The 24,771-nt window shown below is 67.7% G+C and carries 22 protein-coding genes; 4 read left to right on the plus strand and 18 right to left on the minus strand.

Annotated elements, in window-relative coordinates:
• Positions 1-37 precede the first annotated feature (37 nt).
• The 3 genes from ABD231_RS17855 to ABD231_RS17865 all read right to left on the minus strand — a co-directional run bounded on the left by ABD231_RS17855 (position 38) and on the right by ABD231_RS17865 (position 5,997).
• Positions 38-3,388 carry a CARDB domain-containing protein gene (locus ABD231_RS17855; RefSeq protein ID WP_344152631.1) on the minus strand — a complete coding sequence of 1,117 codons (3,351 nt, stop codon included), beginning with the start codon at positions 3,386-3,388 and terminating at the stop codon, positions 38-40.
• A 184-nt stretch (positions 3,389-3,572) separates the two neighbouring features.
• Positions 3,573-5,360: a DEAD/DEAH box helicase gene (locus ABD231_RS17860; protein WP_344152706.1), complete on the minus strand. Its 1,788-nt coding sequence runs from the start codon at positions 5,358-5,360 to the stop codon at positions 3,573-3,575.
• 64 nt (positions 5,361-5,424) lie between these two features.
• On the minus strand, positions 5,425-5,997 hold the full coding sequence (locus tag ABD231_RS17865) for a Uma2 family endonuclease (RefSeq protein ID WP_344152634.1): 573 nt from the start codon (positions 5,995-5,997) through the stop codon (positions 5,425-5,427).
• A 119-nt stretch (positions 5,998-6,116) separates the two neighbouring features.
• Here ABD231_RS17865 and ABD231_RS17870 point away from each other — a divergent pair, with 119 nt between their 5' ends.
• Positions 6,117-6,377 carry a DUF3039 domain-containing protein gene (locus ABD231_RS17870; RefSeq protein ID WP_344152637.1) on the plus strand — a complete coding sequence of 87 codons (261 nt, stop codon included), beginning with the start codon at positions 6,117-6,119 and terminating at the stop codon, positions 6,375-6,377.
• Here the strand turns inward: ABD231_RS17870 and ABD231_RS17875 are convergent, their stop codons facing one another.
• Genes ABD231_RS17875 through ABD231_RS17885 form a run of 3 tightly spaced genes read right to left on the minus strand, consistent with a single transcriptional unit; the run spans position 6,378 to position 8,759 of the window.
• A complete protein-coding gene (locus ABD231_RS17875) occupies positions 6,378-6,935 on the minus strand; it encodes a YqgE/AlgH family protein (protein WP_344152640.1) in 558 nt (185 codons plus the stop codon).
• A 7-nt stretch (positions 6,936-6,942) separates the two neighbouring features.
• Positions 6,943-7,329 (minus strand): VanZ family protein, encoded by a 387-nt coding sequence (locus tag ABD231_RS17880; RefSeq protein WP_344152643.1) that lies wholly within the window; start codon positions 7,327-7,329, stop codon positions 6,943-6,945.
• Positions 7,326-8,759: an NAD-dependent malic enzyme gene (locus tag ABD231_RS17885; RefSeq protein WP_344152646.1), complete on the minus strand. Its 1,434-nt coding sequence runs from the start codon at positions 8,757-8,759 to the stop codon at positions 7,326-7,328. Before ABD231_RS17885 ends, ABD231_RS17880 begins: the two co-directional genes overlap by 4 nt.
• A gap of 120 nt (positions 8,760-8,879) precedes the next feature.
• Between ABD231_RS17885 and ABD231_RS17890 the strand changes: the two genes are divergently transcribed.
• The gene (locus ABD231_RS17890) at positions 8,880-9,881 is read left to right on the plus strand and encodes a LacI family DNA-binding transcriptional regulator (protein WP_344152649.1); all 1,002 of its coding nucleotides are present in this window, start codon (positions 8,880-8,882) and stop codon (positions 9,879-9,881) included.
• An 82-nt stretch (positions 9,882-9,963) separates the two neighbouring features.
• Here ABD231_RS17890 and ABD231_RS17895 read toward each other — a convergent pair whose 3' ends face one another.
• From ABD231_RS17895 to ABD231_RS17920, 6 genes are all read right to left on the minus strand, one after another.
• Positions 9,964-10,962: a substrate-binding domain-containing protein gene (locus tag ABD231_RS17895; protein ID WP_344152652.1), complete on the minus strand. Its 999-nt coding sequence runs from the start codon at positions 10,960-10,962 to the stop codon at positions 9,964-9,966.
• 14 nt (positions 10,963-10,976) lie between these two features.
• Positions 10,977-12,008, minus strand: coding sequence for an ABC transporter permease (locus tag ABD231_RS17900; protein WP_344152655.1), 1,032 nt, complete (start codon positions 12,006-12,008; stop codon positions 10,977-10,979).
• On the minus strand, positions 12,005-13,561 hold the full coding sequence (locus tag ABD231_RS17905) for a sugar ABC transporter ATP-binding protein (protein ID WP_344152658.1): 1,557 nt from the start codon (positions 13,559-13,561) through the stop codon (positions 12,005-12,007). The genes ABD231_RS17900 and ABD231_RS17905 overlap by 4 nt, the downstream gene beginning before the upstream one ends.
• A gap of 259 nt (positions 13,562-13,820) precedes the next feature.
• Complete coding sequence (locus tag ABD231_RS17910) at positions 13,821-14,963, minus strand: CaiB/BaiF CoA transferase family protein (protein ID WP_344152661.1); 1,143 nt, start codon at positions 14,961-14,963, stop codon at positions 13,821-13,823.
• Positions 14,964-15,040: 77 nt separating this feature from the next.
• Complete coding sequence (locus ABD231_RS17915; RefSeq protein ID WP_344152664.1) at positions 15,041-16,132, minus strand: alpha/beta fold hydrolase; 1,092 nt, start codon at positions 16,130-16,132, stop codon at positions 15,041-15,043.
• On the minus strand, positions 16,129-17,952 hold the full coding sequence (locus ABD231_RS17920) for a hypothetical protein (RefSeq protein WP_344152667.1): 1,824 nt from the start codon (positions 17,950-17,952) through the stop codon (positions 16,129-16,131). Before ABD231_RS17920 ends, ABD231_RS17915 begins: the two co-directional genes overlap by 4 nt.
• A gap of 84 nt (positions 17,953-18,036) precedes the next feature.
• Between ABD231_RS17920 and ABD231_RS17925 the strand changes: the two genes are divergently transcribed.
• Entirely contained in the window at positions 18,037-18,783 is a 747-nt protein-coding gene (locus tag ABD231_RS17925) for a MerR family transcriptional regulator (protein WP_344152670.1), read from the plus strand.
• Positions 18,784-18,787: 4 nt separating this feature from the next.
• On the opposite strand, the gene ABD231_RS17930 is transcribed toward ABD231_RS17925, so the two are convergent.
• The 5 genes from ABD231_RS17930 to ABD231_RS17950 all read right to left on the minus strand — a co-directional run bounded on the left by ABD231_RS17930 (position 18,788) and on the right by ABD231_RS17950 (position 22,046).
• Positions 18,788-19,057, minus strand: coding sequence for a type II toxin-antitoxin system VapB family antitoxin (locus ABD231_RS17930; RefSeq protein ID WP_344152673.1), 270 nt, complete (start codon positions 19,055-19,057; stop codon positions 18,788-18,790).
• 108 nt (positions 19,058-19,165) lie between these two features.
• A complete protein-coding gene (locus tag ABD231_RS17935; protein ID WP_344152676.1) occupies positions 19,166-19,756 on the minus strand; it encodes a hypothetical protein in 591 nt (196 codons plus the stop codon).
• A gap of 24 nt (positions 19,757-19,780) precedes the next feature.
• Positions 19,781-20,389: a hypothetical protein gene (locus tag ABD231_RS17940; RefSeq protein WP_344152679.1), complete on the minus strand. Its 609-nt coding sequence runs from the start codon at positions 20,387-20,389 to the stop codon at positions 19,781-19,783.
• A 111-nt stretch (positions 20,390-20,500) separates the two neighbouring features.
• Entirely contained in the window at positions 20,501-21,118 is a 618-nt protein-coding gene (locus ABD231_RS17945; protein ID WP_344152682.1) for a hypothetical protein, read from the minus strand.
• A gap of 76 nt (positions 21,119-21,194) precedes the next feature.
• Positions 21,195-22,046 (minus strand): helix-turn-helix domain-containing protein, encoded by an 852-nt coding sequence (locus ABD231_RS17950; RefSeq protein WP_344152685.1) that lies wholly within the window; start codon positions 22,044-22,046, stop codon positions 21,195-21,197.
• Between the two features lie 108 nt (positions 22,047-22,154).
• On the opposite strand from ABD231_RS17950, the gene ABD231_RS17955 reads away from it, so the two are divergent.
• Positions 22,155-23,231, plus strand: coding sequence for an aldo/keto reductase (locus tag ABD231_RS17955; protein ID WP_344152688.1), 1,077 nt, complete (start codon positions 22,155-22,157; stop codon positions 23,229-23,231).
• 201 nt (positions 23,232-23,432) lie between these two features.
• Here the strand turns inward: ABD231_RS17955 and ABD231_RS17960 are convergent, their stop codons facing one another.
• Positions 23,433-24,746, minus strand: a complete 1,314-nt coding sequence (locus tag ABD231_RS17960; RefSeq protein ID WP_344152691.1) for a hypothetical protein — start codon at positions 24,744-24,746, stop codon at positions 23,433-23,435.
• Positions 24,747-24,771: the final 25 nt, after the last annotated feature.

The raw sequence follows: 24,771 nt of genomic DNA on the forward strand, positions 1-24,771 counted from the left end.
GGGCCCCGCACCCAAGGGGGTACGGGGCCCTCGAGAACTACTGCCCGGTGAAGGTGAAGGTGGAGCCGGGCTCCTTCACCACGTCGCCGTCGCGGGAGTTCGTGACGACGACGTTGGTCAGGGTGGCGCTGCCGCGGGCGCCGCCCATCGCGAGGATGCCGGAACCGTTGTTCGACTTGTCGATGCGGAGGTTGGTGAGCTGGACGTTCGGCATCTCACCGCCGCCGGTCTTGAACTGGATCCCGTCGTACGTCGAGTCGTGGATCTCGGTGTCGCGGATCGTGACACCGGGGATCGGCAGATTCGACGGGAAGAGCGTGATCGCGCCGAACTCCTGGTCCTCGTTCCAGAAGACGCCGCCGCAGCGGTAGAGCGCGTTGTTGGCGATCAGCGTGGTGCCCGAGAATGGCAGCGGGTCGTGGTCGGTGGCCAGCATGATGCCGGGGTAGTTCATCGTGTCGTAGATCAGGTTGTTCTCGATCTTGTTGCCGTAGCCGCCGTAGATCGCGATGCCGTTGGCGCGCCAGGGCAGCTGGACGGTGTTGTTGGTGAATGAGTTGTCGTGACCGATGTCGACCGACTGGTCCTTGACGTACTTGCTCGCCCACACGGCCAGCGCGTCGTCGCCGGTGGTGCGGAACGACGAGTTGAACACCTTGGAGTTGCGGGTGCCGTTGGCGAAATTGATGCCGTCGGCATAGGTGTTGCGGATCCGCATCCCGGAGAACTCGAGCCCGTCACCCGGCCCCCACAGCTCAGGGATGTTGTCGAAGTCGCGGCCGGCCCAGGCGCCGACGTTCGCGTGCTCGATCCAGACGTTGGTGATCTTCGTCCCGGTCCCGAACCGGCCGTTCAGGCCGACGCCACCTTCGGCGTTGCCGTCACCGCCGCGGATCCGGCCGGAGCCGAAGATCGCGATGTCGGACAGTTGCACGTTCTTGTCGATGTCGAAGCCGAAGTTGCCTTCGTGCGGGTGGTTGATGCCACCGGCATTCTGCGGTTCGGTAGTGGAGTAGAGAACCGAGTACCACATACCCGCACCACGGATGGTGGCGTTGCTGATCCCGACCTGGTTGAACTGACCCCGGTTCAGCGGGTCGTCGGTGAGGATCTTCTTCTCCTGCCGCCACTGCCCTTCCGGGATCCAGACGCAGCTGATCACACCGTTCTGGTCGTCGGTGACCGCCCGCTGGATCGCGTCCGCATCGTCGATGCCGTCACCGGGGACCGCGCCGTACTGGGTGATCGACGTGCAACCGGCAGGCTGACCCAAAGCGGGGGCGACTTGCTCGAGGTCGATCGAGTCGACGATGTAGTACGACGCCGTGTCGCCGGAGTCGCGCTGCAACTTGAACTTCGTTCCGGCCGGGTACGACGTACCGAGCAGGGCGTGCGATTCGTCGAAGAGCCGGCGCGCGTCGCCGCCCGGGGTGTTGGTCAGTGCCTCGGGGCCGTCGCTGTTGCCGTAGAGCCAGCTGTAGTGCGAGGACAGGTTGAGTTTCTGCTTGAACGTGCCGTTGACGTACAGACTGATCGTGGCGTCGATTCCCTGGCCGTTGGCCGAGTCCGGGATCGAGTTGCGGACCACGATCGAGTTGGTCTGCACGGTCGAGGTGAACTCGACGTACTGACCGGTCGAGTTGAGCCGCACCGACGAGCGGCCGGACGACTCGGTGGCGAAGTTGGTGTGACCGAAGGTGCGCAACGGGTCAGTGGTCAGGAGTGCACCCGTGTACGCCGCTGCCTCCGCCTCGTACGACGTGTACGGTACGGCGGCGCCGCGGCCGACCACGATCGCCTTGGTGAACGTGTTGTTGTTCTCGTTGGTCTCGGTGACCGCATTCGTCGAGTCGGCGGTACCAACCACATTGGCGCCACCATTGACCGCGGTCCACGTGCCCGAGATCGCGACGTTGGCAGTCGCACCGGCGGCGATCGTGCCGGTGGCCCCGGTGAGGGTGGTCGACCCGACGACGAGCCGAGTCGTGCTCGCCCCGGCGGCCGTCGTACCGCGGTTATTCAAGGCGACTGTGAAGGAGACAGCGGTACCCGGTGCCGGGTTCGACGGGTTCGAGGTGATGCCGGTGATCAGGAGGTCCGGGCCGGGGGCCTGAGCGACCTGGAGCTGACTCGTTGCCTGGAGCGTGTTGTTGGTTTCGCTCTGCTCCGTGACCGCGTTGCCGGCATCGGCGACCGCCGCGACGGTGTAGCTGCCTTGCGGCTTGGTCCCGACGTTCGCGGTGACCGTGGCCGAAGCACCTGCTGCGAGTGCGCCCACTGACGCCGTACCAGCGACTGAGCCGCCGAGCAGGAAGTTCAGGCTGCTGGCGGGAGCGGCCGCCGTACCGGAATTCTTGACCGTCGCCGAGAGCGTGATCGGCGTGGTCTCGGACGGGCTGGCCGGCGACCAGTCGACCGCGGTGACGACCAGGTCCGGGTTGGGCGCAGCGGCACCGAAGACCTGCAGTTCCGCGACCTGACCGCCGGGGGCGCCGGTGTTGGAGAAGACCTGCAGCCGTACGTCGGCGTACCGACCGGTGACCGGGATGGTGATCGTGTTGGCCGCGCTGTTCGGGTTGAACTGGTAGTCGGCGCGGGCCTTGATCGAGGTGAACGCGGTCGCGGACTGCTCACGACCGAGGACCTCGATGCTCTGCGTGCGCGGGCCCCAGACCGCGTCGGGGTTGAGTTTGACGACCACCGAACTGAGGTCTGCGTTGGCACCGAGCTTGACGGTCAGGGTCGACGGGAACCCGTTCGACTCCCAGTAGGTGCCGACGTTGCCGTCGTTCGCGTTCGTCGCGACGAAGTTGAAGACCGCGCTCGACGCTTCGATCGGCTTGTTCGCCGCGAGGTCCGTGCCGGTCGGGGGTTCGACGGGCCCGCCACCAGGTCCGGCCAGGTCGAACTCCGACAGTTGCGCGGCCGGCCAGCCCGTGTTCGCAGTGAAGTTCAGCCGGATATAGCGGGCCGCGGTGGTACCGAAGTCGATCGTGACGACATTCGATCCGGTGAAGTTGTACGCCGTACCGGTGACGATCGTGCCGTACGTCGAACCGTTCGTGCTGCCCTGGATCGACAGGGTCTGGGTGCGGGCACTCCAGGCACTCGGCAGCTTCAGGGTGAGCTGGTTGACGTCCGTGGTGGAACCCAGGTCGGCCTGGATCCACTGCGGGAACGCGTTGTTGGCGCTCTCCCAGTACGTGCTCTGGTTGCCGTCAGCCGCGTTGGTGCTGGGGTATCCCCCGACCGAACTGCTGGCTGACAAGGTCTTGGCGAGGTTCGCGGTCACGGCCGCGGTCGCTGCGGGCACCAGCCCCACCGCGACCACCACTGCCACCAGCATCCCGGTCAGGATCCGGCGGACAGGACTTCTCTTCCCTTGCATAAGGGCTCCTCCGTCAGAGGGCGGATAGACGGACAGCACCGTGCAAATCTGAAATTTTCAATGCTTTGCTAATTTCTTGCACGACGGTAGTCGCATGTTGCAGCACTCCGTCGGGAAGGTCAACAGCTCGCGCACGCAAAAAACGCCCCCACCCGATGACCCGGGTGGGGGCGTTCTCAGACCGTCAGGCTCGGCGCTGGGTGGCCCAGTCGCGGATGAGCTCGATGCGCTCCTTCAACTGCGTGGAGGAGGCCTGAGCGGCAGCGGGGCCGCCAAGTTTGCGGCGCAACTCGTTGTGGATGACGCCGTGCGGCTGGCCGGTGCGGTGGTTCCAGGCGCCGACCAGGCCGTTGAGCTCGCGGCGCAGCAGGGCGATCTGCTCGTGGGTCGCGAGCTCGGTCGGGGTCGGATCCTCGCGCTCCTCGCCCGAACCGCGTTGCGACCGTTTCTGCGCGGCGATCGACTTCGCCTGCCGCTTGCGCAGCAGGTCGCGCACCTGGTCGGGCTCCAGCAGCCCCGGCAGGCCGAGGAAGTCCAGCTCCTCGTCGGACGCCTGGTCCCCTCCGGTCCCGTAGTCACCACCGTCGAAGACGACCCGGTCGAAGCTCGCATCCGACCCGAGTGCCTCGAACTTTGCGTCCAGCTCGTCGCTCGCGCCCTCGGCCTCGTTCGCCTTCTTCAGCAGGTCGTCCTCGAGGGCGAAGATGTCGCCGTCCTCGTTGTTGTTCTTGCGGCCGAGGACGTGGTCGCGCTCGACCTCCATCTCGGCGGCGAAACTCAGCAGCCGGGTCACCGAGGGCACGAACACCGAGGCGGTCTCACCGCGCTTCCGCGCTCGCACGAACCGCCCGACCGCCTGCGCGAAGAACAGCGGCGTCGAGGTCGGCGTCGCGTAGACCCCGACCGCCAGCCGCGGTACGTCGACCCCTTCCGACACCATCCGGACCGCGACCATCCACCGCGACTCGTCCGCGGAGAACTTCGCGATCTTCTTGCTCGCGGCCTTCTCGTCGGACAGTACGACGGTCGGCGCCTGCCCGGTGATCTCGCGCAGGGTCTTCGCATACGCGCGGGCCGAGTTCTGATCACCGGAGATGACCAGACCACCGGCATCCGGCATGTGCCGCCGTACCTCGGTCAGCCGCTTGTCCGCAGCCGACAGTACGGCGCCCATCCACTCGCCGGTGGGGTCGAGCGCGGTCCGCAACGCCTGCGCGGTCAGATCCTTCGTCAGCGGCTCACCCAGTCGCGCCGCAACCTCGTCACCGGCCTTCGTCCGCCACCGCATCTCACCGGAGTAGGACATGAAGATCACCGGCCGTACGACGTGGTCGCGCAGCGCGTGACCGTAGCCGTACGTGTAATCCGCCTTGCTCCGTGCGTGCCCGTCAGCCCCGTGCTCGTACGTGACGAACGGGATCGGGTTGTCGTCGGAACGGAACGGCGTACCGGTCAGGCACAACCGGCGGGCAGCCGGCTCGAACGCCTCCCGCACCCCTTCACCCCAGCTGAGCGCGTCACCACCGTGGTGCACCTCGTCCAGGATCACCAGTGTCTTGAACCGCTCGGTCCGCACCCGGAACGCCAGCGGATTCACCGCGACCCCGGCATACGTCACCGCGACCCCGGTGAAGTCCTGGTTCGTCTTCCCGCGCCGCCCGGCAAAGGCAGGATCGATCGCAATCCCGGCCCGGTCCGCCGCCTCGGCCCACTGCACCTTCAGGTGCTCGGTCGGCGTCACCACCGTGATCCGATCGATCACCCGCCGCTGCAGCAGCTCGGCCGCCACCGTCAGCGCGAACGTGGTCTTCCCGGCTCCCGGCGTCGCGACCGCCAGGAAATCGCGCGGATTGGTCTCCATGTACAACGTGAGCGCCTCCGCCTGCCAGGCCCGCAGCTTGCTCGCGGTACCCCACGCAGCACGGTCCGGATAGGCCGGAGGAAGCACGCCCGATCCACCAGGCACGTGCATTTCCACAGGCGGAACTCCCCCGATCGACGACAAGTACGCCGTACAGCAACGTTACCCGAGATCCCTACAAGATCAGATTCGCAGGAACGATGGTCACCTCGTACGGGGCCGTCAACCTGACCGATTCGTCCCCGGATACCTTCGCCACCTGCGCAAACACCCCGTCGCGCAATTCCCAGGCGATCAGGCTCGGCGTGTCGGGGTCCACCGCCCAGTAGCAGGCACATCCGGCCGCCTCGAGCCGCGACCACTTCAGCATCAGATCCACCCGCCGAGTGCTGGGCGACAGCACCTCGACCGCCAGCAGCGGAGCCATCGGTAGGTCCCGGTCCGTGAACGCATCACGCGAAGCGACCACGAGATCCGGCTGCAGCACCGTGTCCGCTGCCAGCACCACGTCGACCGGCGCGAAGAGCACCAGCAACTCGGGCGGGCAAGCCTGCTTGAGTACGTCGTTCAGGTTGCTGGCGACGATCTGATGCCTGATGGTCGGCGCCGGGCTCACGAGGAGGATCCCGTCGATGAGCTCATACCGGTGCCCGTCATCGGGCATCTGGTCGAGGTCGGCCCTCGTCACGGGCACATTCGGCCGCCAAGGCACCTGCGTAGGTGCCGGGAGAGGTTCCACGAGACTCATACTGCCTCCTTGAGTTGGTCACACCAAGAATGTGCAGTGATCTGCCCCGGGATGCCCCGACGAGTTCCCCGGCTGTGGATAAGTGCCGTTGGGGTGGTGGGGCGGCTTACACTCGGGGCATGAGTACGCAGTTGAGCCCGGGTGCGGACACGGTTGTCGATGAGCGGACCCAGCCCCTGGAGGGCGGGGATCACGAGCGGTTCTCGCACTATGTGCCGAAGGACAAGCTGACCGAGGCGATGGTGATGGGGACGCCGGTGGTCGCGTTGTGCGGCAAGGTGTGGGTGCCCAGTCGCGACCCGCAGAAGTTTCCGGTGTGTCCGGAGTGCAAGGAGATCTGGGAGTCACTCAACCCTGGGGACGGCGACGGCGCGGAGTAGTCAGTTCTGGGTGGGGTCGTCCGGGTAGGTGGCCACGTAGGCGAGCTGGTCGGTCTGGCGGCGCAGGACGCGGCGCCAGAGGGTGTCGGGGTCGAGGCTGAAGACGTCGTCGGGTTCGGACTTGACGACGTACCAGGCGCCCTCGGTGATCTCGCCTTCGAGCTGGCCGGACGACCAACCGGCGTACCCGGCGAAGATCCGCATCCGCTGGATGGCGCCTGCCAACAGCTCAGGCGGTACGTCGAGATCGACCAGCCCGATGCGGCCGAAGCACTCGCGCCAGCCGGGCGGGTCGGCGGACTCGATCACCTCGGCGACGGCCAGTGCGCTGTCCATTCCGACGGGACCGCCCATGAAGAGGACGCCGGGTTCGTTGACCGTGTCGGACCAGTCCGGGAGGACGCGGTCGACGGTGAGGTCGGCCGCGCGGTTCACGACCACGCCGAGCGCGCCGTCGTCGTCGTGATCCAGTAGCAGGATCACCGACCGGCGAAAGGGCGGCTCGTCGAGCAACGGGGTCGCCACCAGCAGTGAGCCGGTGAGGGTCGTGGCCGTCATACCCCCATCATGTCGTGCGCGCGGTTCGGCGCACCACGGCCCACCCCGCCCAGGCGCCTGCGGCGACCCCGAGCAGGTCCGCGAGGGCGTCGAAGACATCACCATCGCGGTGCGGCAGGAAGTAGTACTGGACGAGCTCACTGCCGATCGCGTTGGCCGCCAGCGCGGCCAGTAGCCAGCGCGTGGGGACGCCGACAATCAGGCCGGTGAACGCCACCGCGGCGAACAGGCCGAAGTGCGCGACCTTGTCGACTCCCGGGAACAGCTCCGACGGACCCGGCTCGCCCGGCGAGTAGACGCCGTACAACTGCAGCGCGCAGGCCGCGACGAACGCGACCCGCCACGCCCAGACCGCCGTACGCGCCCCGGCGGTCCCAGCTACCTCGGATGTCATCCCAGAACAGGCGAGTCGTCCGGGAACAGCTCCGCGGCCGGCGCCTTGCCTCCGGCAGCCTCCCGTACGGCGTGCGCTACGCGCTTGTGCACCTCGGGGTGGAACACGCTCGGCACGATGTATGTCGCGTTCAGCTCGTCGTCGGTGACGACCCCGGCGAGCGCCTTCGCGGCGGCCAGCTCCATCTCGATCGACACCTTCGACGACTGCGCGTCGAGCAGACCGCGGAAGACCCCCGGGAAGACCAGCACGTTGTTGATCTGGTTCGGGTAGTCGCTGCGGCCGGTCGCGACCACGGCCGCGTGCTCGCCGGCCTCGCTCGGGTCGACCTCGGGGGTCGGGTTCGCCAGCGCGAACACGATCGCGTTCTCGTTCATCGTGGCGATGTCCGCGCCGTGCAGGATGTTCGGCGCCGAGACCCCGATGAACACGTCCGCACCGGCCAGCGCGCCCTTCAGATCACCGCTGTACTGCGCCGCGTTCGTGTTCTCCGCGATCCAGCGCAGCTCGGGCGACAGGCCCTCGCGCTCGGTGTGGATGATGCCGCCGATATCCGCGACACAGGTGTCCTTGACCCCGGCCGCGATCAGCAGCTTGAGGATCGCCGTACCGGCCGCACCTGCGCCCGACAGCACGACCTTGACCTCGCTGATGTCCTTGCCGACCACCCGCAGCGCGTTGTAGAGCGCGCCCAGTACGACGACCGCCGTACCGTGCTGGTCGTCGTGGAAGACCGGGATGTCGAGCTCCTCGCGCAGCTTGGCCTCGATCTCGAAGCAGCGCGGCGCGGAGATGTCCTCGAGGTTGATCCCGGCGAAGCCCGGGGCGATCGCCTTCACGATCGAGACGATCTCGTCCGGGTCCTGGGTGTCCAGGCAGAGCGGCCAGGCGTCGATGTCGGCGAACCGCTTGAACAGCGCGGCCTTGCCCTCCATCACCGGCAGCGCGGCCTTCGGCCCGATGTTGCCGAGCCCGAGGACGGCGGATCCGTCGGTGACGACGGCGACCGTGTTCCGCTTGATGGTCAGCCGGCGCGCGTCGTCGGGGTTCGCGGCGATCGCCAGGCAGACCCGCGCGACCCCCGGCGTGTAGATCATCGAGAGGTCGTCACGGTTGCGGATCGGGTGCTTGGCCTCCATCGAGATCTTCCCGCCGAGGTGCATCAGGAAGGTCCGGTCCGAGACCCGGCCGATCTCAACCCCCGGTACGGCGCGCATGGCCTCGACCAGCCGGCCCGCGTGCTCGGTGTCGGCGGCGGCACACGTCACGTCGATGCGCAGCCGCTCGTGGCCGGACGCGGTCACGTCGAGCGCGGTCACCAGGCCGCCGGCCTGCTCGACCGCGGTCGTCAGCTTGCTCACCGTCGAGCCGCCCGCAGGCACCTCGAGGCGAACGGTGATGGAGTACGAAACACTCGGCAAGGCAGTCACGCGGGTGATCCTCTCATGGCACTGGTAAGGCGCCGGAGTTCCGTAAGTAAAGTGCACGGCAGACCTCTGGGAAATCCATTACCCACGCGGTTAGGGTGTCGCAAAGCGAGGGAGGTATAGGTGCCGACTATCAGCGACGTGGCGGCACGCGCGGGGGTGTCGACGGCGACCGTGTCGCGGGCGCTGAACGGGAAGGCGACCGTCGACCCGGCGCTGGCCGCGCGGGTCCAGCAGGCCGCGACCGAGCTCGGCTACCAGCCCAATGGCCCGGCCCGAAACCTGCGCCGTCAGGAAGCGGCCGTGGTCGCCCTGATCATCTCCGACGTCGAGAACCCGTTCTTCACCGCGATCGCCCGCGGCGTCGAGGACGTCGCCCACGAGGTCGGCTACTCGGTCGTGCTGTGCAACTCCGACGAAAGCGCCGAGAAGGAGAACCGCTACATCGACATCGCGATCCAGGAGCGAGTCGCCGGCGTCATCCTCTCCCCCAGCGGCCCGGCGGCCGGTGTCGCAAAACTCGCAGCCCGCGGTACGGCGTACGTCGCGGTCGACCGCCCATTGCCGGATTACGCGAGCGACGTCGTACTGGTCGACACCCGCCTGGCCGCCGCTCAGGCGACCGCACACTTGGTTGCCCAGGGCTACCAACGGATCGGTTGCCTGAGCGGGCCCACCGGCGTTCGCACGGCGGATGACCGCGTGGCCGGTTATCGCGACGCGCTCCGCGCCGCCAAACACCGCGCCCGGCTGGTCCGGCGTACCGAGTACAAGGCCGCCGGAGCGCACCTCGCCGCGCTCGACCTGCTGTCCCAGCCCCAGCCGCCCGATGCCCTCCTCGTCGCCAACAACGCCATGGCCGTCGGCGTCCTCCAAGCACTCCAGGAGCTGGGACGACGCCCCGGCCGCGACGTCGGTGTCGTCGCGTTCGACGACGCCCCTTGGGCCGAGTTGCTGGATCCCCCGCTGACCGTGGTCGCCCAACCGGCGTACGAGATCGGCACGGAGGCGGCCCGCCTGCTGCTGGCGAGAATCGCCGACAACACCAGACCGCCAACCGTCACCACGCTGGGCGCCCGCCTCATCGAACGAGCCAGCTCGCATCGCTCCAAGGACAGGACATAGGTGGCTGCGTACAGCCGTCCGAGCGCCTGAGCCGGGGTTCGACCGGCCCGGATCAGGCGTATACGTCCTGTCCTTCTGCAGATCAGCCCGCCGGGTTCTCCTCGGCGTAGATCTTGGCGGCGTTGTCCTTGTCGATGAGGCGGGTGGGGAGGATTTCGGAGCGCTCGATGGTGCCGCAGTCGACGAGGATCTTCTTGGCGGCTGCGATCGCTTCCTTGCCGTTGGTCGGGTAGGTGAAGGTCGCGCTGAGGCGGCCCTGTTCGACGGCCTTGATGCCGCCGGACGGGATCGGCAGTGCGTCGATGCCGATGAACTTCATCTCCTTCTCGCGGCCGACCGACTTCGCGGCCAGGTAGGCACCCTCGGCCATCGGGTCGTTGTGGGCGTAGACGACGTCGATCTTCGGGTTCGCCTTGAGGAGCGCGTCCATCTGCGCCTGGCCCTTCTCGCGCAGCCAGTCGCCGCTCGCGTCCGCGATGATCTTGATCTTCGGGTTCGCCTTGATCGCGTCCACGAAGCCCTGGTGGCGCTCAGCCTGCGGAGTCGCACCAGCCAGCCCCTTCAGCTCGACGATGCTGCCGCCGTTCGGGAGGAGCTTCTCTGCCACGTACTTGCCGGCCTCGGATCCAATCTGCACGTTGTCGCCACCGATGAAGCCGGTGTAGGCGTCACCCTCGACCTTGCGATCCAGCACGATGACCGGGATGCCCTTGTCGAAGGCCTTCTTCACGACCGCGGTCAGTGGTTTCGCCTCGTTCGGGCTGATGATCAGCAGGTCGATCTGCTGGGTGATGTAGTTGTCGACATCCGCGACCTGCTTGGCGTTGTCCTGGGCCGCATCGGCGAACTTCACGTCGAACTGCGGCACCTCCTTGGCCGCCGCCCGGATGTCGTCGTCCATCCGCTGCCGGTACGGCTCGGCGACGTTCGCCTGACTCATCCCGATCGTGTACTTGCCGTCGGCCCCCTTGCAGGACTTCGACGCACCGTCCGACGGGCTGCCTGACGTACGGTCGCTCGTCGTACCGCAGCCGGCCAGGACCAGCGCGGCGACCGCCGCAGCAGCCAAGGGAATACGCATGGTGGGAACCTTCCTCACGAGGCGGGCCGGAGCCGTTGCAGCGCGGCGGCCGCAACGATCACGAGACCCTTGATCAACAGCTGGATATTCGAATCAATGTTGTTCAAGGCAAGGATGTTGTTCAGTACGCCGAGCAGCAGCGCGCCGGCCACCGTTCCAGCGACCGAACCGCGCCCGCCGGCCAGGCTGGTACCGCCGATCACCACCGCGGCGATCGCGTCCAGCTCGTACCCGATGCCGTCGTTCGGGCTGCCCTGGTTGAGCTGGACCGCGTGCACAATGCCGGCCAGCGACGCCAGCAGACCGCAGATCGCGAAGACCGCGATCTTGACCCGGACCACCGGTACGCCGGACAGCCGAGCCGCCTTCTCGTTGCCACCAACGGCGTACAGGTGCCGGGAGAACGCGCTGACCCGGAGGAAGACCACTGCCGCGATCGCGACCACCGCGAAGATCAGTACCGGGATCGGGACCAGTCCGCCGAACGTCCGCTCGCCGAGCAGCGCGAACGACGCCGGCGCTTCGTGCGGCCCATCGCCGTACGAGATCGCGACGCCTTGACCGCCGGACCAGATCCGCGCCAGACCGCGTGCTATCTGCAGACCGGCGAGCGTGACGATGAAGGACTGGATCCCGATCATCGCGGTCGCGACGCCCTGCAGCGCTCCGAAGATCAGCCCGATCACCAGCACCAGCAGGACCGAGGGGATGAAACCCCAGTCGTTCTCGACCATCAGTACGGCGGATCCGACCGCCGCGAGACCGAGGACCGCGCCGACCGACAGGTCGATCCCGCCGATCAGGATCACGAACGTCATGCCGACGGCGATGATCCCGATCTCGGACACCGCCCGGACCACGTTCGCGAGGTTGTCCGCGCTGACGAACAGGATCGCGCCGTTCTTGCGGGGCGAGAAGATGATCGCCGCGATGAACACCGCGAGCAGCCCGAACACACTCTGGAACCGGAACAGCGTCGCCACCACTCCGCCCGCGGATTTCTCCACCGGCGTCGCCGCGACCGTCTTGTCCTGCACGTCCGTCACCGCGTTCCTCCTCCGACTTCGCCCAGCACTGCGCGCTCTCCCATCGCCGCCGCGAGGAGATCGCCCTCGCTCGCATCCGCCGTACTGAACGACGCCACGTCCCGCCCGTCCCGCAGTACGACGACGCGGTCGCAGACGCCGATGAGTTCCGGGAGCTCGGACGACGCGAGCAGTACGCCGAGGCCCTGGCCGGCGAGTTCGCCGAGCAGGCGGTAGATCTCGGCCTTCGCGCCCACGTCGACACCACGGGTCGGTTCGTCGAGCAGCAAAAGCTTGGGCTCCGTGAGCAGCATCCGGCCGAACACGACCTTCTGCTGATTGCCACCGGACAGTGTCCCGACCTCGTCCTGCAGGCGACCGAACTTGAGCCGCAACCGATCCGCCATTCCCACCGACGCCGCCCGCTCGAGCCGGCGCGCGATCACCCCGACCCGCCCGTACGCCGGGAGGCTCGACAGCACGGTGTTCGCCAGGATGCTGTGGAACAGCACGAGCCCCGACGCCCGCCGATCTTCGGGGACGAAACCGATGCCGTGGGCAAGCGCCTGTCGCGGACTACGCGGCTTGATTTCCGAACCCTGCAAGAGGATTCGGCCGGACCGCGTCCCGGCCGGAGCGACGCCGTACAAGGTCTCGAGTAGTTCGGTGCGGCCTGCGCCGAGTAGGCCGGCCAGGCCGACGATCTCGCCGGCACGGACGGTGAGTGAGATACCGTCCGGGTCGCGGCGGCCCGGTCGCGGGCGGCGGGCGGTCAGTTTGAGGTCCTCGACGCGGAGCAGTTCGTCGCCCGTGTCGGCGTCGGGGGTGGTGAACATGGTCTGCACCGGGCGGCCGACCATCGCCTCGACGACTTCCGCCGTGCTGAGGGTGCGCGGGTCGAAGCTGGTGACGATCTCGCCGTTGCGGAGGACGGTCGCGCGGTCGGCGACCTTGGCGATCTCCTCCATCCGGTGCGAGATGTAGACGATGCCGACGCCGGCCCGGCGGAGTTCGCGGATGACCTCGAAGAGTCGCTCGACCTCGGTGGTGGTGAGGGCCGAGGTTGGCTCGTCCATGATCAGCACCCGCGCGTCCAGCGAAATCGCCTTGGCGATCGTGACGAGCTGCTGCTCGCCGACCCGCAGTTCGCCGACCGGGCGGCGCGGGTCGATCCGGACGCCACTGCGGTCGAGCAGGGCGCGCGCCTCGCGGTCCATCCGGCGGCGGTCGACGGTTCGCAGCGGGGTGCGCAGTTCGCGGCCGAGGAAGATGTTGTCGGCGACCGACAGTCCGGGAACGAGGTCGAGCTCCTGGTGGATCATCGCGATCCCGGCCGCCTGCGCGTCGGTCGGCCCGCCGAACGACACCGGTTCGCCGTCGATCTCGATCTGCCCGTCGAAGTCGGTGACATCACCGGACAGGATCTTCATCAGCGTCGACTTGCCCGCGCCGTTCTCCCCGAGCAGCGCATGTACCTCGCCCGCGCCGAGGGTGAAATCCACCGCCCGGCACGCCTGCACGCCGCCGTACCGCTTCCCGATCCGTTCCATCCGGACCAGGGCCGGGCCTTCCATCGCGCCTCCGGCGTCGGGTGAGTAATCGATTTCCCGGACGCTATGCCGCACCGTCGCAGCCCGTCAACCCCTCACCGACCGGCACGCCCGAACCGTGACCCAGCTTCGGTCACTCACTCGCCACGGCGTCACCCTTTCGACCTGGGTGGAATAGTGCGGACGCCCGCCACCCACTAACCCCGCTGGGAGGACATCGGCGAAGCACCGCTGAGCGTGGGCTCGCCCTCGCGGCCGCGTTTGGACGGTGGTGGCGGTCCGCCTACTCCGCCAGCCACTCCCGAACGGACTCGTTGTGCTCACCCAGGCGCGGAGGCGGGAGGTTGGTTTCGCGGGCGCCTGCATACGGCTGGTTGTCGAAGCGCAGGGGCGGGCCGGGGAGTTGGATGCTGCCGAGAGTCGGGTGGTCGACATCGATCAGCAGCCCCTGGGACAGGGTCTGGTCCCACTCGTAGACCTGCTGGATGTCGCGCACCTTGCCGGCCGGAATCCCCTGCTCAGCCAGCGTTTCCAGCCACTTGTCAGCCGGTGCCGCCGAGAACGCCGCCTCGATCACCGCGATCAACTCATCGCGATTCCCGACCCGATCCGCATTCGACGCGAACCGCGAGTCCGCCGGATCCAGCCCCACGATCGGCGCAAACGTTCGCCACTGTCCTTCGCTGCCCACCGCCACCTGCACGCTGTCGTCCGCCGTCCGGAACATCCCGTACGGCGCGATCTGCGCATGGTGATTGCCGACCCGCCCGGGCACCTGTCCGGCGACCGTCCACTTCGTCCCGTGGAACGCGTGCACCCCGACCATCGCCGCCAGCAGGCTCGTCCGAACCACTCGCCCCTTCCCGGTCACCGAGCGCTCGTGCAACGCGGCCAGCGCGCCATAAGCGCCGTACATGCCGGCCAGCAGATCGGCGATCGGGACACCGACCTTCGTCGGCTCGGCGTCACCGGTGACGCTCATCAAACCGCCTTCGCCCTGCGCGATCTGGTCGTACCCGGCCCGACCACCCTCCGGCCCGTCGTGCCCGAACCCGGTGATCGACAGCACGATCAACCCCGGGTTCAGCTCATGCAGCCGCTCGACCGAAAACCCGAGCCGATCCAAGACCCCCGGCCGGAAGTTCTCCAGCAGGATGTCGGCCTTGCGAATGAGCTTGGTCAGGAACTCCTTGCCCTCCGCAGACTTGAGGTCCGCGGTCACCGACTCCTTGTTCCGGTTCGCGGACAGGAAGTACGTCGACTCACCCTCGACGAACGGCGGTCCCCAGCCCCGGCTGTCGTCCCCGCCGGCCGGTGTCTCCACCTTGATCACCCGCGCCCCGAGATCACCGAGCATCATGCCCGCATGCGGGCCGGCCAGCGCCCGGGTCAGGTCCACCACGACGACATCCGAGAGCAGCTCCATACCGTCGACCCTAGAGCCCCCACCCTCACCCCGCAGCGAAATGAGACTGACCCCTCAGCCGAGCGCCCGGCCCCCCATCAGGCGAGGGCTTTGCGGGCCAGGGAGGCTAGGCGGTGGGTTACGTCGCGGGGGCGTTCTTGGGGGAGCATGTGGCCGGCGCCGGGGTACATCCACAGGCGGGCGCTCGGCAGCTCGGCGGCGATGCGGTTCGCGTGCCGCGGCGGCAGCAGGCGGTCCCGCGTACCGTGCATGACCTCGACCGGAATCTGGTCCAGCACCTTCAGCGCATGCGCCCGCTCGTGCTGCAGGATCGCCTCGAAGAACCCGCTGTACGACGGTCCTGGCAGCAGCGCGAGCCCTTGCTGGAAGATCGCGATCTCGGCCGGATCGACCTTCTTCCCGAACACCATCTGTCGGAGTGCCGGCCGCTGCAGGAGCGCGGCGATGTTGGCCCGGGCAGCACGGGCCATGTCGCGCCCGCCGACAACTCGTCCCGCGGCCCCACCGGCGGTCATCGCGACACCTTCGACAGCCCCGGCGGCAGTCGTCGCCGCCCGTCCAGCAGCATCAGCGACTCGAGAGGCGGCGCCTTCGGCAGCGACCACCGCGGTATCCGCAGCAGCGGCCAGGCGTTCGGCGCGGCGGTCGACGCGAGTGCCGACCACTTGCGCGACGCGCGGGGCGAACCGTACGGCGGCCGGCTCGAAACGCGCTGGCATGCCGAAAGCGCCCCGGGCCGCCTGACCGGACGACGTACTGATGAGGGCAGCAGCTTTGATCCGCGAGCCGAAGAGATCCGGCCGTTTGTCGGCCAGCTCCATCAGCGTCATCCCGCCCATCGAGTGACCGGCGTACACGACCGGTCCGTCACCCACGACCTCGTCGAGCACGGTCACCAGGTCGTCGGCCAACTGCGAGATCCGCAACGACCCAGGCGGTGCCGCATCCGACTGCCCGTGACCGCGGTGGTCATACGTCACCACCCGTACGGCGTTCGTCCCGAGAATGTGGGGCAGCCCGTCAACCTGGTTGTGCCAGGCGCGGGTCGAACACGTCCACCCGTGCACGAGCAGCACCGTGACCGGCGCATCGGCCGGTCCGGTGGTCTCGACGTTCAGATGAATGCCGTCGGTCGTGGTCACGCCCGATCGCTCCGCCTGGATCGTCACGCAGTCTCCCGTTCCCGTTCACCGGCCGCCAGGTGGGCCGCTCGCAGTCGCCCGCCGCGGGCGCCGCGCCCGACCAGCCAGGCGATACCGGCGATCTCCAGTAGACCGACCACACCCAGCAGGGCGTAGCCGCCGTTCCACATCCATCGTGGCACGTCGGTGCGCTCTTCGCGACGCAGCGTGTGCTGCTCGTTGATGAAGGCAACGGTCTCGCCGTCGGAAACCTGGATCGCAGGCTTCTCGATGGCCGCGTCCTCGGGCGCGTAGACCCACATCGCCTTCAGGTCTCGCTGGCCGGTGTGCAGCCGGATCATCGACTTCCACTTGCCGTACATCGGTACCGCGTCCTCGGACCGGTAGGTGCCCTCAGCAACCTTCTTCATCGGATGCAGTATCCGTCCACCACCCTGCCAGGAGAGCGCCTCGAACCATCGCGCATCGTCAGCCGCAGTGGCCGGATCCAGCTTGACCGTGACGTACGCCGTCGGCTCGGCCCCCGTGGCGATCCGCTCCAGCGAGACAGTCCCGGTCACACCCGGCTCGGCCGACCGCGGTACACAGAAGAAGACGATGGCGACGACCGCCACCAGCCCGACCGCACCAAGCTGATGCGTACGACGAACCGCCTCCGGCCGCGAGTTCCGTACGTCGGTAGCTCGCTTCTCACCCGCAACTTCGGCGTACCGGGTGGCGAGCCAAGCGCCGACGAGACCGGCGCCGGCGCCGACCACCACGCCGTACCCGAGAGCCGACGGGAGGATCGCCGACGGCCAGGCGATCGGCATCCAGACCTGGCTCCACGCATACTCGGCGACCACGCCGACGGTTCCAATCAACGCACCGGCGACCAGGCCGAGGCGGAAGCGATTCTTGTTGCCGAGGGCAAGTGCCACGGCCTCGACCAAGACCGCCTCGACGATCAGCAGCGGGAAGTGACCGAGGATCTCGCCGAGCGGCTCGTCGACCGCCCACGCGATCCCACCGCGGACAACCAGATAGATCGCGAGCGCGCCGAAGGTGATACCGGGACCGCGGCGGGCGCGCAGGATGGTGAAGGCCATCGCCGCGCCGAACGCGATCAGCAGCGGGTGCAGAATCAGCGGGAACTGCGGTACGCCGTAGTTGAACTCGGTGCTGAACAAGTCCCACGCAATCAGCAGCGCACCGACCGCCGCGACCTCCTGGAACAGGCGGCGCTTGTTCATCCCCATCAGCTGCTCGACCTCGGCGACCGCCAGCAACCGGGCGAAGATCGAGAAGACCACGCCGCCGATCATCAGCAGGTGAGTCGGGCCCCACAGCGTGACGTCCTCGCCGAAGAGCCGGTGCCACGTGTCATCGAGCGGGAATCCGACCAGCGCGAACGTGCCGCAGACCAGGATCAGCGCCGCACTGCACGGGATCCGCCAGCTCTTCGTGAGCTTGATCGTCCGGGCCGGCAGCGGCTTCCCGGCGAGCGCGATCGGCAGTACGCCGGTCACGATCACCCCGAGGATGCCGAAGAAGATCGGATAGTGCGCCGGCGTACCGAACGGGCCGGTGTCGCGGCCCTTGTCGATGTGGACGGCGATGTCCCACCAGACCCCGAAGGCGCAGGCGAGCAACGACACGACATGGATGTACGGCGACAGCGCGGCCCATCGGGGGACTCCGTCCAGTCGCCCGATGGTGTCCGCGAGTCTGCCGACCAGCGTGGCGCGCCCGGTCCGCTCCCGCCAGAGGAAGACGGCCAGAGCGACGTACAGCAGTCCCACCACGCCGGTCACGATCGCGATCTGATCGAACGTCGCCGTACCGGTGGTGGCCATCGGGATCGCCATACGGTGCTCCTTCGGGACATTAAGTATGCGCCATGGCAGATGTTACATATCCTATGTAACGCGTCATCTGGAACACTGTCAAGGGTGGAACCAGACGAGGAGCTCACCGTCGACCAGCTCGCCGCCAAGGTGGGCATGACGGTGCGTAATGTGCGGGCCTATGCCGGGCGTGGATTGATCCCACCGCCGCGGCTGGTCGGCCGCACGGGGTACTACGGCCAGGACCACGTGGCGCGGCTCACGCTGGTCCGCGAACTACTCGACAAGGGCTACACGCTGGCCGCCGTCGAGCGGATGCTCAGCGACCTGCCCGACGGCGCGATGGCGCTCGGCGTCTTCGAAACCCTGGTGAACCCCTGGACCCCGACCGAGCCCGAGGTCATCACCGAACAACAACTCGCCGACCGGGCCGGCATCCCGCACAACCCCGCCACCATCGCCAAACTCATCGACCTCGGCATCGCCGAGCGCGAGGACGGTGACCGCCTCCGCATCCCGAACCCGGACCTGCTCCGCACCGGCCTCGAGGTGATCAAACTCGGAGTCCCCCTGGACGCCATCTTCGAGATGCTCCCCAAGCTCTTCCAGCACGCCGACGCCGTCGCCAAGGTGTACGTCGAACTCTTCCGCAGCACCGTCTGGCGCCAGTTCGCCGACGCCGGCCTTCCCCCCGAAGGCTGGCCCGAGATTCAGCGCACCCTCGAAGGCATCATCCCCCTGGCCGGCCAAGCCCTCGTAGCCTCCTTCCGCGAAGCCATGGGCCGCGAAATAGAACTGGTCGCCTACGAGGAACTCGGCGTCGACCCGAAAGAACTCCCCTCGACGGGCTAACCCGTCAAGGCAACTGCTCGGCCCGAGACTCCGGCAGGCCGGCCTCGTCGTACAACTGATTGCTGGGATCAGCTGCTCCGAGGTCGGCGGGCAATCGACGAGCCGCGTCGGCACTGATCGCCAGCAGACGATCGGCGAGTCGGTCTGCATGCCTGCGGTGGACTCGGGCCAGCCGCTCCCGGACGGCGGCATCGACCGCGGCCTCCGGCGATTCCCCGGTCAGGCGAGCCAACTCGCCGACCAACTCGCAGGTCGCCTCGTGTGTGATCCTCACACTGGCCACATCCACCACCGCCTCGATAAGTCCGGGTGGCTCATTCTCCTCTATCTGAGCATGCCGAAGCCCGGAGAGTTCGGAACTCTCCGGGCTTCGGAAGGTGGTTCAGTCGCCGTTGTAGAGGGAGTAGGTGGAGCGGGCGAGGACGGTGCCGAGGAACTTGGCGTTGTTCGGGGAGCCGGCGACGGTGATTTCGTTGGTGGCTTGGTCGTAGCCGTAGGTGCCGAGGTAGCGGGTGGCTACCCAGCGGGTGGTTTTGCCGCTCTTGTAGGTGTAGACGATGGTGCTCGCGGTGAGCGGGCCCATGCCGGTGTTCGACTTCAGCTTCTTCGTCGCCATGCTGAGGATGTGCAGGCCCTTGGTGCCCTTGAGCGCCTTCTGCTTGGCCTTCATCTCCTGGGCGGTGGTGCGGTCACTGCCGCCGATGGTGTTGTTGAACTTGACGAACTGGTTGCCTGCGCCAAGGAACTTGTAGTCGTACACCGTCGGCTGGACGAACCGCCAAGTGCTCGGCACCTCCGCACTTGCCAGGCAACCCGTCGAGCTGTAGCAGTCGAAGTACCGGGTCTTGAACTTGACCGCGGACGCGGCCTGCCGGGTGACGGTGGTTTCGGCGTGGCTCGGCAGGGCCGAGGCACCGAGGATCATTCCGCCGGCGGCGATGGTTGCCGCGACACCACTGATGAGCTTTCGCATTGTTCTACTCCCCCGAGTCGATTGTCAGTGGAAGGACGCCAACGACGTGGTTGCCTTAAGCAACACGGTGCCGAGGAACTTGGAGTTCGCGGGCGCGCCGGCGACGGTCAGCTCGGCGCCGGCGAGGTTCGAGCCGTAGCTGCCGATGTAGCGGTTGGCGACCCAGCGGGTGGTCTTGCCGCTCTTGTAGGTGTAGACGATCGTGCTGACCGTCAGCGGCCCGCTGCCGGAGGTCGACTTCGTCGTCATGGTCTTGGTGCTCAGGACCTTCAGGCCCTTGGTCCCCTTGAGCGCCTTCTGCCGGTTCTTCAGCGCCTGCGCAGTCGTCAGCTTGTAGCTGTAGTTCACGTCGAAGTAGACCGACTGATTCGACTTGTCGACGAACCGGCTCCGGAATTCCGAGACCTCGACGTACCTCCAAGTGCTCGGCACCAGCGCACTGTTCGTGCACTCCTCGCCATGAATGCAGGTGAAGTAACGCGTCGTGAACTTCACCGCCGCGGCCGGAGCCGCAGCCTGTACGACGTCCGTCTTCTTCGGCGCGGTGTCCGCGGTACTGTGCAGCGCGGCCCCGCCGAGCACGATTCCCCCGGCCGCGATCGTTGCCGCGACACCGCTGATGATCTTTCGCATTGGTCTACTCCCCCAAGGTGTTGGTCCCCACCAATTGATGCTGTCGGAGATTCAGACGACCGCACCACTTCGGCGGTTGGCTGCACCTCGGGGGTTGGCACCTTCGGGCAGTCAGCCGGCCAAAGCGAAGGATTGTGTTGCCTTCAGCAACGCTGTGCCCAGCAGCTTGTAGTCGGTGGGCGCGCCGCCGACGGTGATCTCACGCTCGGCCTGCTTGCTGCCGTGCTGGCCGAAGTAGCGGGTGGCGACCCAGCGGGTGGTCTTGCCGCTCTTGTACGTGTACACGACCGTGGTCAGGGTCAGCTTGCCCTGGCTGTTGGTCGACTGCATGGTCGTCGTGTAGACGTTCTGGATCTTCAGCCCCGGTGTGCCCTTCAGCGCAGCAACCTTCCGCTGGCCGGCGACCACCGTCGTCGGCGGCTTGTCCCCGAGCCAGATGTTGAACCTGATCATCCGGTTCGCGGTTGGATCCAGGAACGCCGTCTTGCTGTCGCCCTGATCAACATGCTTCCACGTCTTCGGCAGTACGGCGGAAGCGTGGCACTCCTTCGGTTTCCAGCACTCGAAGTATCGCCAGGTGTAGCTGACCGCGCTCGTCGCCTCGGCCTTCGTCGTCACCTGCTGACCGGTGGTGTCCGCCGAACTCGGCAACATCGTCGCCAGCACCAGACCGGCCGCCCCCAACGTCGCGCCAACCCCAGCCAGTACGACGGAACGCTTCTTCTGCATGGTGATACCCCTCCAGCTCGACGCCGGGGCCGTGTGAACCCGACGCGGAGACAGACGCAGCCACCTACCGAATAGTTCACCCCGCCAAGGCACGATCTCCGGCGGAGACCATCGCGGCGATCCGGTCCAACGCCTGCTGCGAGGCCGCGTCGACCGCCCGGTACACGATCAGCCGCTGCGCGGTATCACCGAGCGGCGTCAGTACGTCGTACTCGATCGTGAGCCGGCCGACGTCGGGGTGGTTGAGGCGTTTGCGGCCGGTGCTCTTCACCTTGACGTCGCGTCGCGCCCACAGACCGGCGAACTCGCGGCTCTCGTCGCACAGCGTGCGGACCAGGTCGGCCAGGCCTTCGTCGTCGGCGTGCGCCGCCCAGGCTGCGCGCAGATCCGCGATCCCCTCGCGGATCACCCGCTCCCGATCGGTGTAGTAGTCGAAGAACGCAGGCTCGAGCGTGCACAGCACCATCGCGTTCCGCCGCTCCGGCGGGACATTGGCGAAGTTCAGCATCAACAGCGCGAGCTCCGGATTCCACGCCCGGATGTCGAAGCGGTGGTTGATCAGCATCGCCGGCAGCGGCGACACCGCCTGCACCAACGCTGCCAGCGACGATGACTCGGGCTGCGGCTGACGCCGTACGGCGGTCCATTGCCGGGTCAGGTCGAAGACATAAGCGTGCTCGTCATCGGACAACTGCAATGCGCGCGCCAGTGCCTCGAGCACCTCACCCGACGGTCGCAGACCACGCCCCTGCTCGAGCCGGATCACGTAGTCGACGCTGACCCCGGCGAGCTCGGCGACCTCCTCCCGCCGCAACCCCGGCGTACGGCGCGCGCGGCCCGCCCGGGCGAGACCCGCCTCGGCAGGCCTGAGCCGCTCCCGGCAGGCGCGGAGGAAGACAGCAAGTTCCTGAGCCACGTCGACGGTCATGCAGTCCACCTTACGAAGGTGGGAAGGCCAGTCCCAGGATGAACCTTCCCTTACCCAAGAACGCGACCCGGACGAAGGTGGTGACACCACCACGGAAAGAGGACTTCAGTGAGCACCACACTTGACACCTATCGGCTGCTCGGCCGTTCCGGGCTGCGCGTGTCGCCGCTGTCGCTGGGCACGATGACGTTCGGCGAGGACTGGGGCTGGGGCACCGGCAAGGACGAGGCGCAGCGGATCCTCGACACGTACGTCGACCGCGGCGGCAACTTCGTCGACACCGCGAACATGTACACCAACGGCACCTCCGAGCAGCTGCTCGGTCAGCTCACGCAGGGTCGCCGGGACGGGCTCGTGCTCGCGACCAAGTACACGATGATCACCAACCCGAAGGACCCGAACGCCGGCGGCAACCACCGCAAGAGCATGGTCCGCTCGGTCGAGCGCAGCCTGCGCAACCTGCAGACCGACTACATCGACCTCCTCTACCTGCACGCCTGGGACTTCACGACCCCGGTCGAGGAGATCCTGCGCGCGATGGACGACCTGGTCAGCCAGGGCAAGGTCCTGTACGTCGGCATCTCGGACGCGCCGGCGTGGCAGATCTCGCGGATGCAGGCGATCGCCGATCTGCGCGGCTGGTCGCCACTCGTCGCACTGCAGGTCGAGTACAGCCTGGTCGAGCGGACCATCGAGCGTGAGCTGATCCCGATGGCGCGCGAACTCGGTCTCGGCGTACTCCCGTGGTCGCCGCTGGCCAGCGGTGTGCTCACCGGCAAGTACACGGCCGCCGACCTGAATCACGGAGGCGGCGAGGCGAGTGCCGAGGGGACCCGGAAGAACGTGGCGGCCGGCAACAACTCGCTGACCGAACGCACACTGGGTATCGCGGACGTGGTCAAGAAGGTTGCCGAGCGCAATGGTTGGACTCCGGCCCAGGTCGCGCTGGCGTGGACCCTGCTCAACCCTGGGGTCACCTCACCGATCATCGGCGCCCGCACGCTGACTCAGCTCGAACAGAACCTGACCGCTCTCGAGGTGGATCTCGGCGAGCAGGACATCGCCGAACTCGAAGCAGTCAGTGCGATCGATCTCGGGTTCCCGCACGAGTTTCTGCAGCGGCCGTTGACGCGGAGCGTCGTTCAGGCGGATCTGCGGATCGAGTCCGACCGGGTTCCGAGCTGATCGCGAGCCCGTCGATCGGAAGGTCGCCGAGATCGTGGCCCCCGCTGGCGCTCGCCGGGAGATCGCCGAGGTCGGCGTCCCAGTCGTCCTCTTCGCCTGGCGAGGCCTCATTCCGCCGCGCGATCCGAAGGAACGCGATGATCAGCAGGATCGGCCCGAGCACCATCGCGGTCTCCGGGATACCGCCCATGTGCAGCGCGATCATGAGGCCGTCACCAAGGCGATCCCACCGGCGGTGAAGGCGACCATCGCCGCCAGCATCGGGTACTGCGCCTGCCGCAGTTGCCGCCGCCGGAACAGACCGGCCGCGCGATCGTGCGCGGACACCACCCCTAGTACGTGTCCGAGCACGATCGCGCCGATCTGTACGCCGGCGATCACCCCGGTCCCGAGGAACGCGTAATCGATCCGCAGTCCGCCGGTCCCGAGCAGGTCCCAGCCGCGGCCGAACGGATCGGTCGCCAGCAGCACACCTTCCTGCCCCTGGAACATCGCGAACGAGAAGTAGTGCGCGACCGCATACCCGATCGCGATCGGGACGAGCGAGTGCACGAACGCACCCGGCAGCCCGGCTTCCCCGACCGCGCCGGGCCGGACGTCCGCCGTACCGGTGGTTCGGGCGGCGAGGACGAAGAGCGCGGTCACGGTCGCGACCGCCGCGCACAGTCCGATCGTGTAGACGAGCAGGTGCTGTCCTCGGCTCAGATCGCCGGTCCGGCTGGTCCAGGCCGACCAGCGCGAGATCCCGTCGAACGCGGTTGACCCGAGCAGCAGGCAGAGCAGCGCGACGATCCCAGTCCGCTGCGGCATCGCGGCCAACCCCGCCAGCGGGTTGCGGAGCACGATCCGCCCGTTCTCGCGCCCCCACGGACTCAGTCGCGCCAGGACTTCGGCGTACACCTCGAAGGCGTCGCCGATGCCGAACCAGGCCGGCCCGTAAACGATGCCTGCGGCAACATTCACCAGTGCGTAGACGGTGACGAAGGCTGCGACCACGATCGGTTCGGAGGCATCCGGGTAGACGAGTTCCAGCCAGAGGAATCCGGCCAGCCCCGCGACGGCGGGCCAGTACGCGATCCGATCGGGAAGACGCCGGTACGACGTACGCCGTACCAGGCTCGCGATGGTCCGCAGCGGGTTCGCGAGCCGCCAGATCGGGCCGAACAGCAGGGACAGCGGGATGATGCCGACCCAGATCCAGACGTACAGCCAGGTCGGCGCCGGGTTCTCGGCGGGCGAGTCGCTGCCGAACCAGGCCGCCCCGATCAGCAGCGCGAGTGCCAGGAGACCGGCCAGCTTGAGCAACCAGCGAACCGGTCGGGCATCGACAAGACGGGTCAGGTGGGCGAGCGCCGTACCGCCGGAGGTCTCGAAGCGCGGGCGCGACCAGAAGGCCGCGAGAGCGAAGAACGAGACGGCCACGGCGGCGCCGGCCGAGTAGATCGCCAGCCAGAGCGGGACCGGTAGGTCTCCGCGACCGCCGATCCCGTGCAGCGGTACCAGCAACTCCAGCACGGCGGCACCCTCCGATCAGCTATCT

The sequence above is a fragment of the Kribbella yunnanensis genome (assembly GCF_039529655.1).
Taxonomy (GTDB): domain Bacteria; phylum Actinomycetota; class Actinomycetes; order Propionibacteriales; family Kribbellaceae; genus Kribbella; species Kribbella yunnanensis.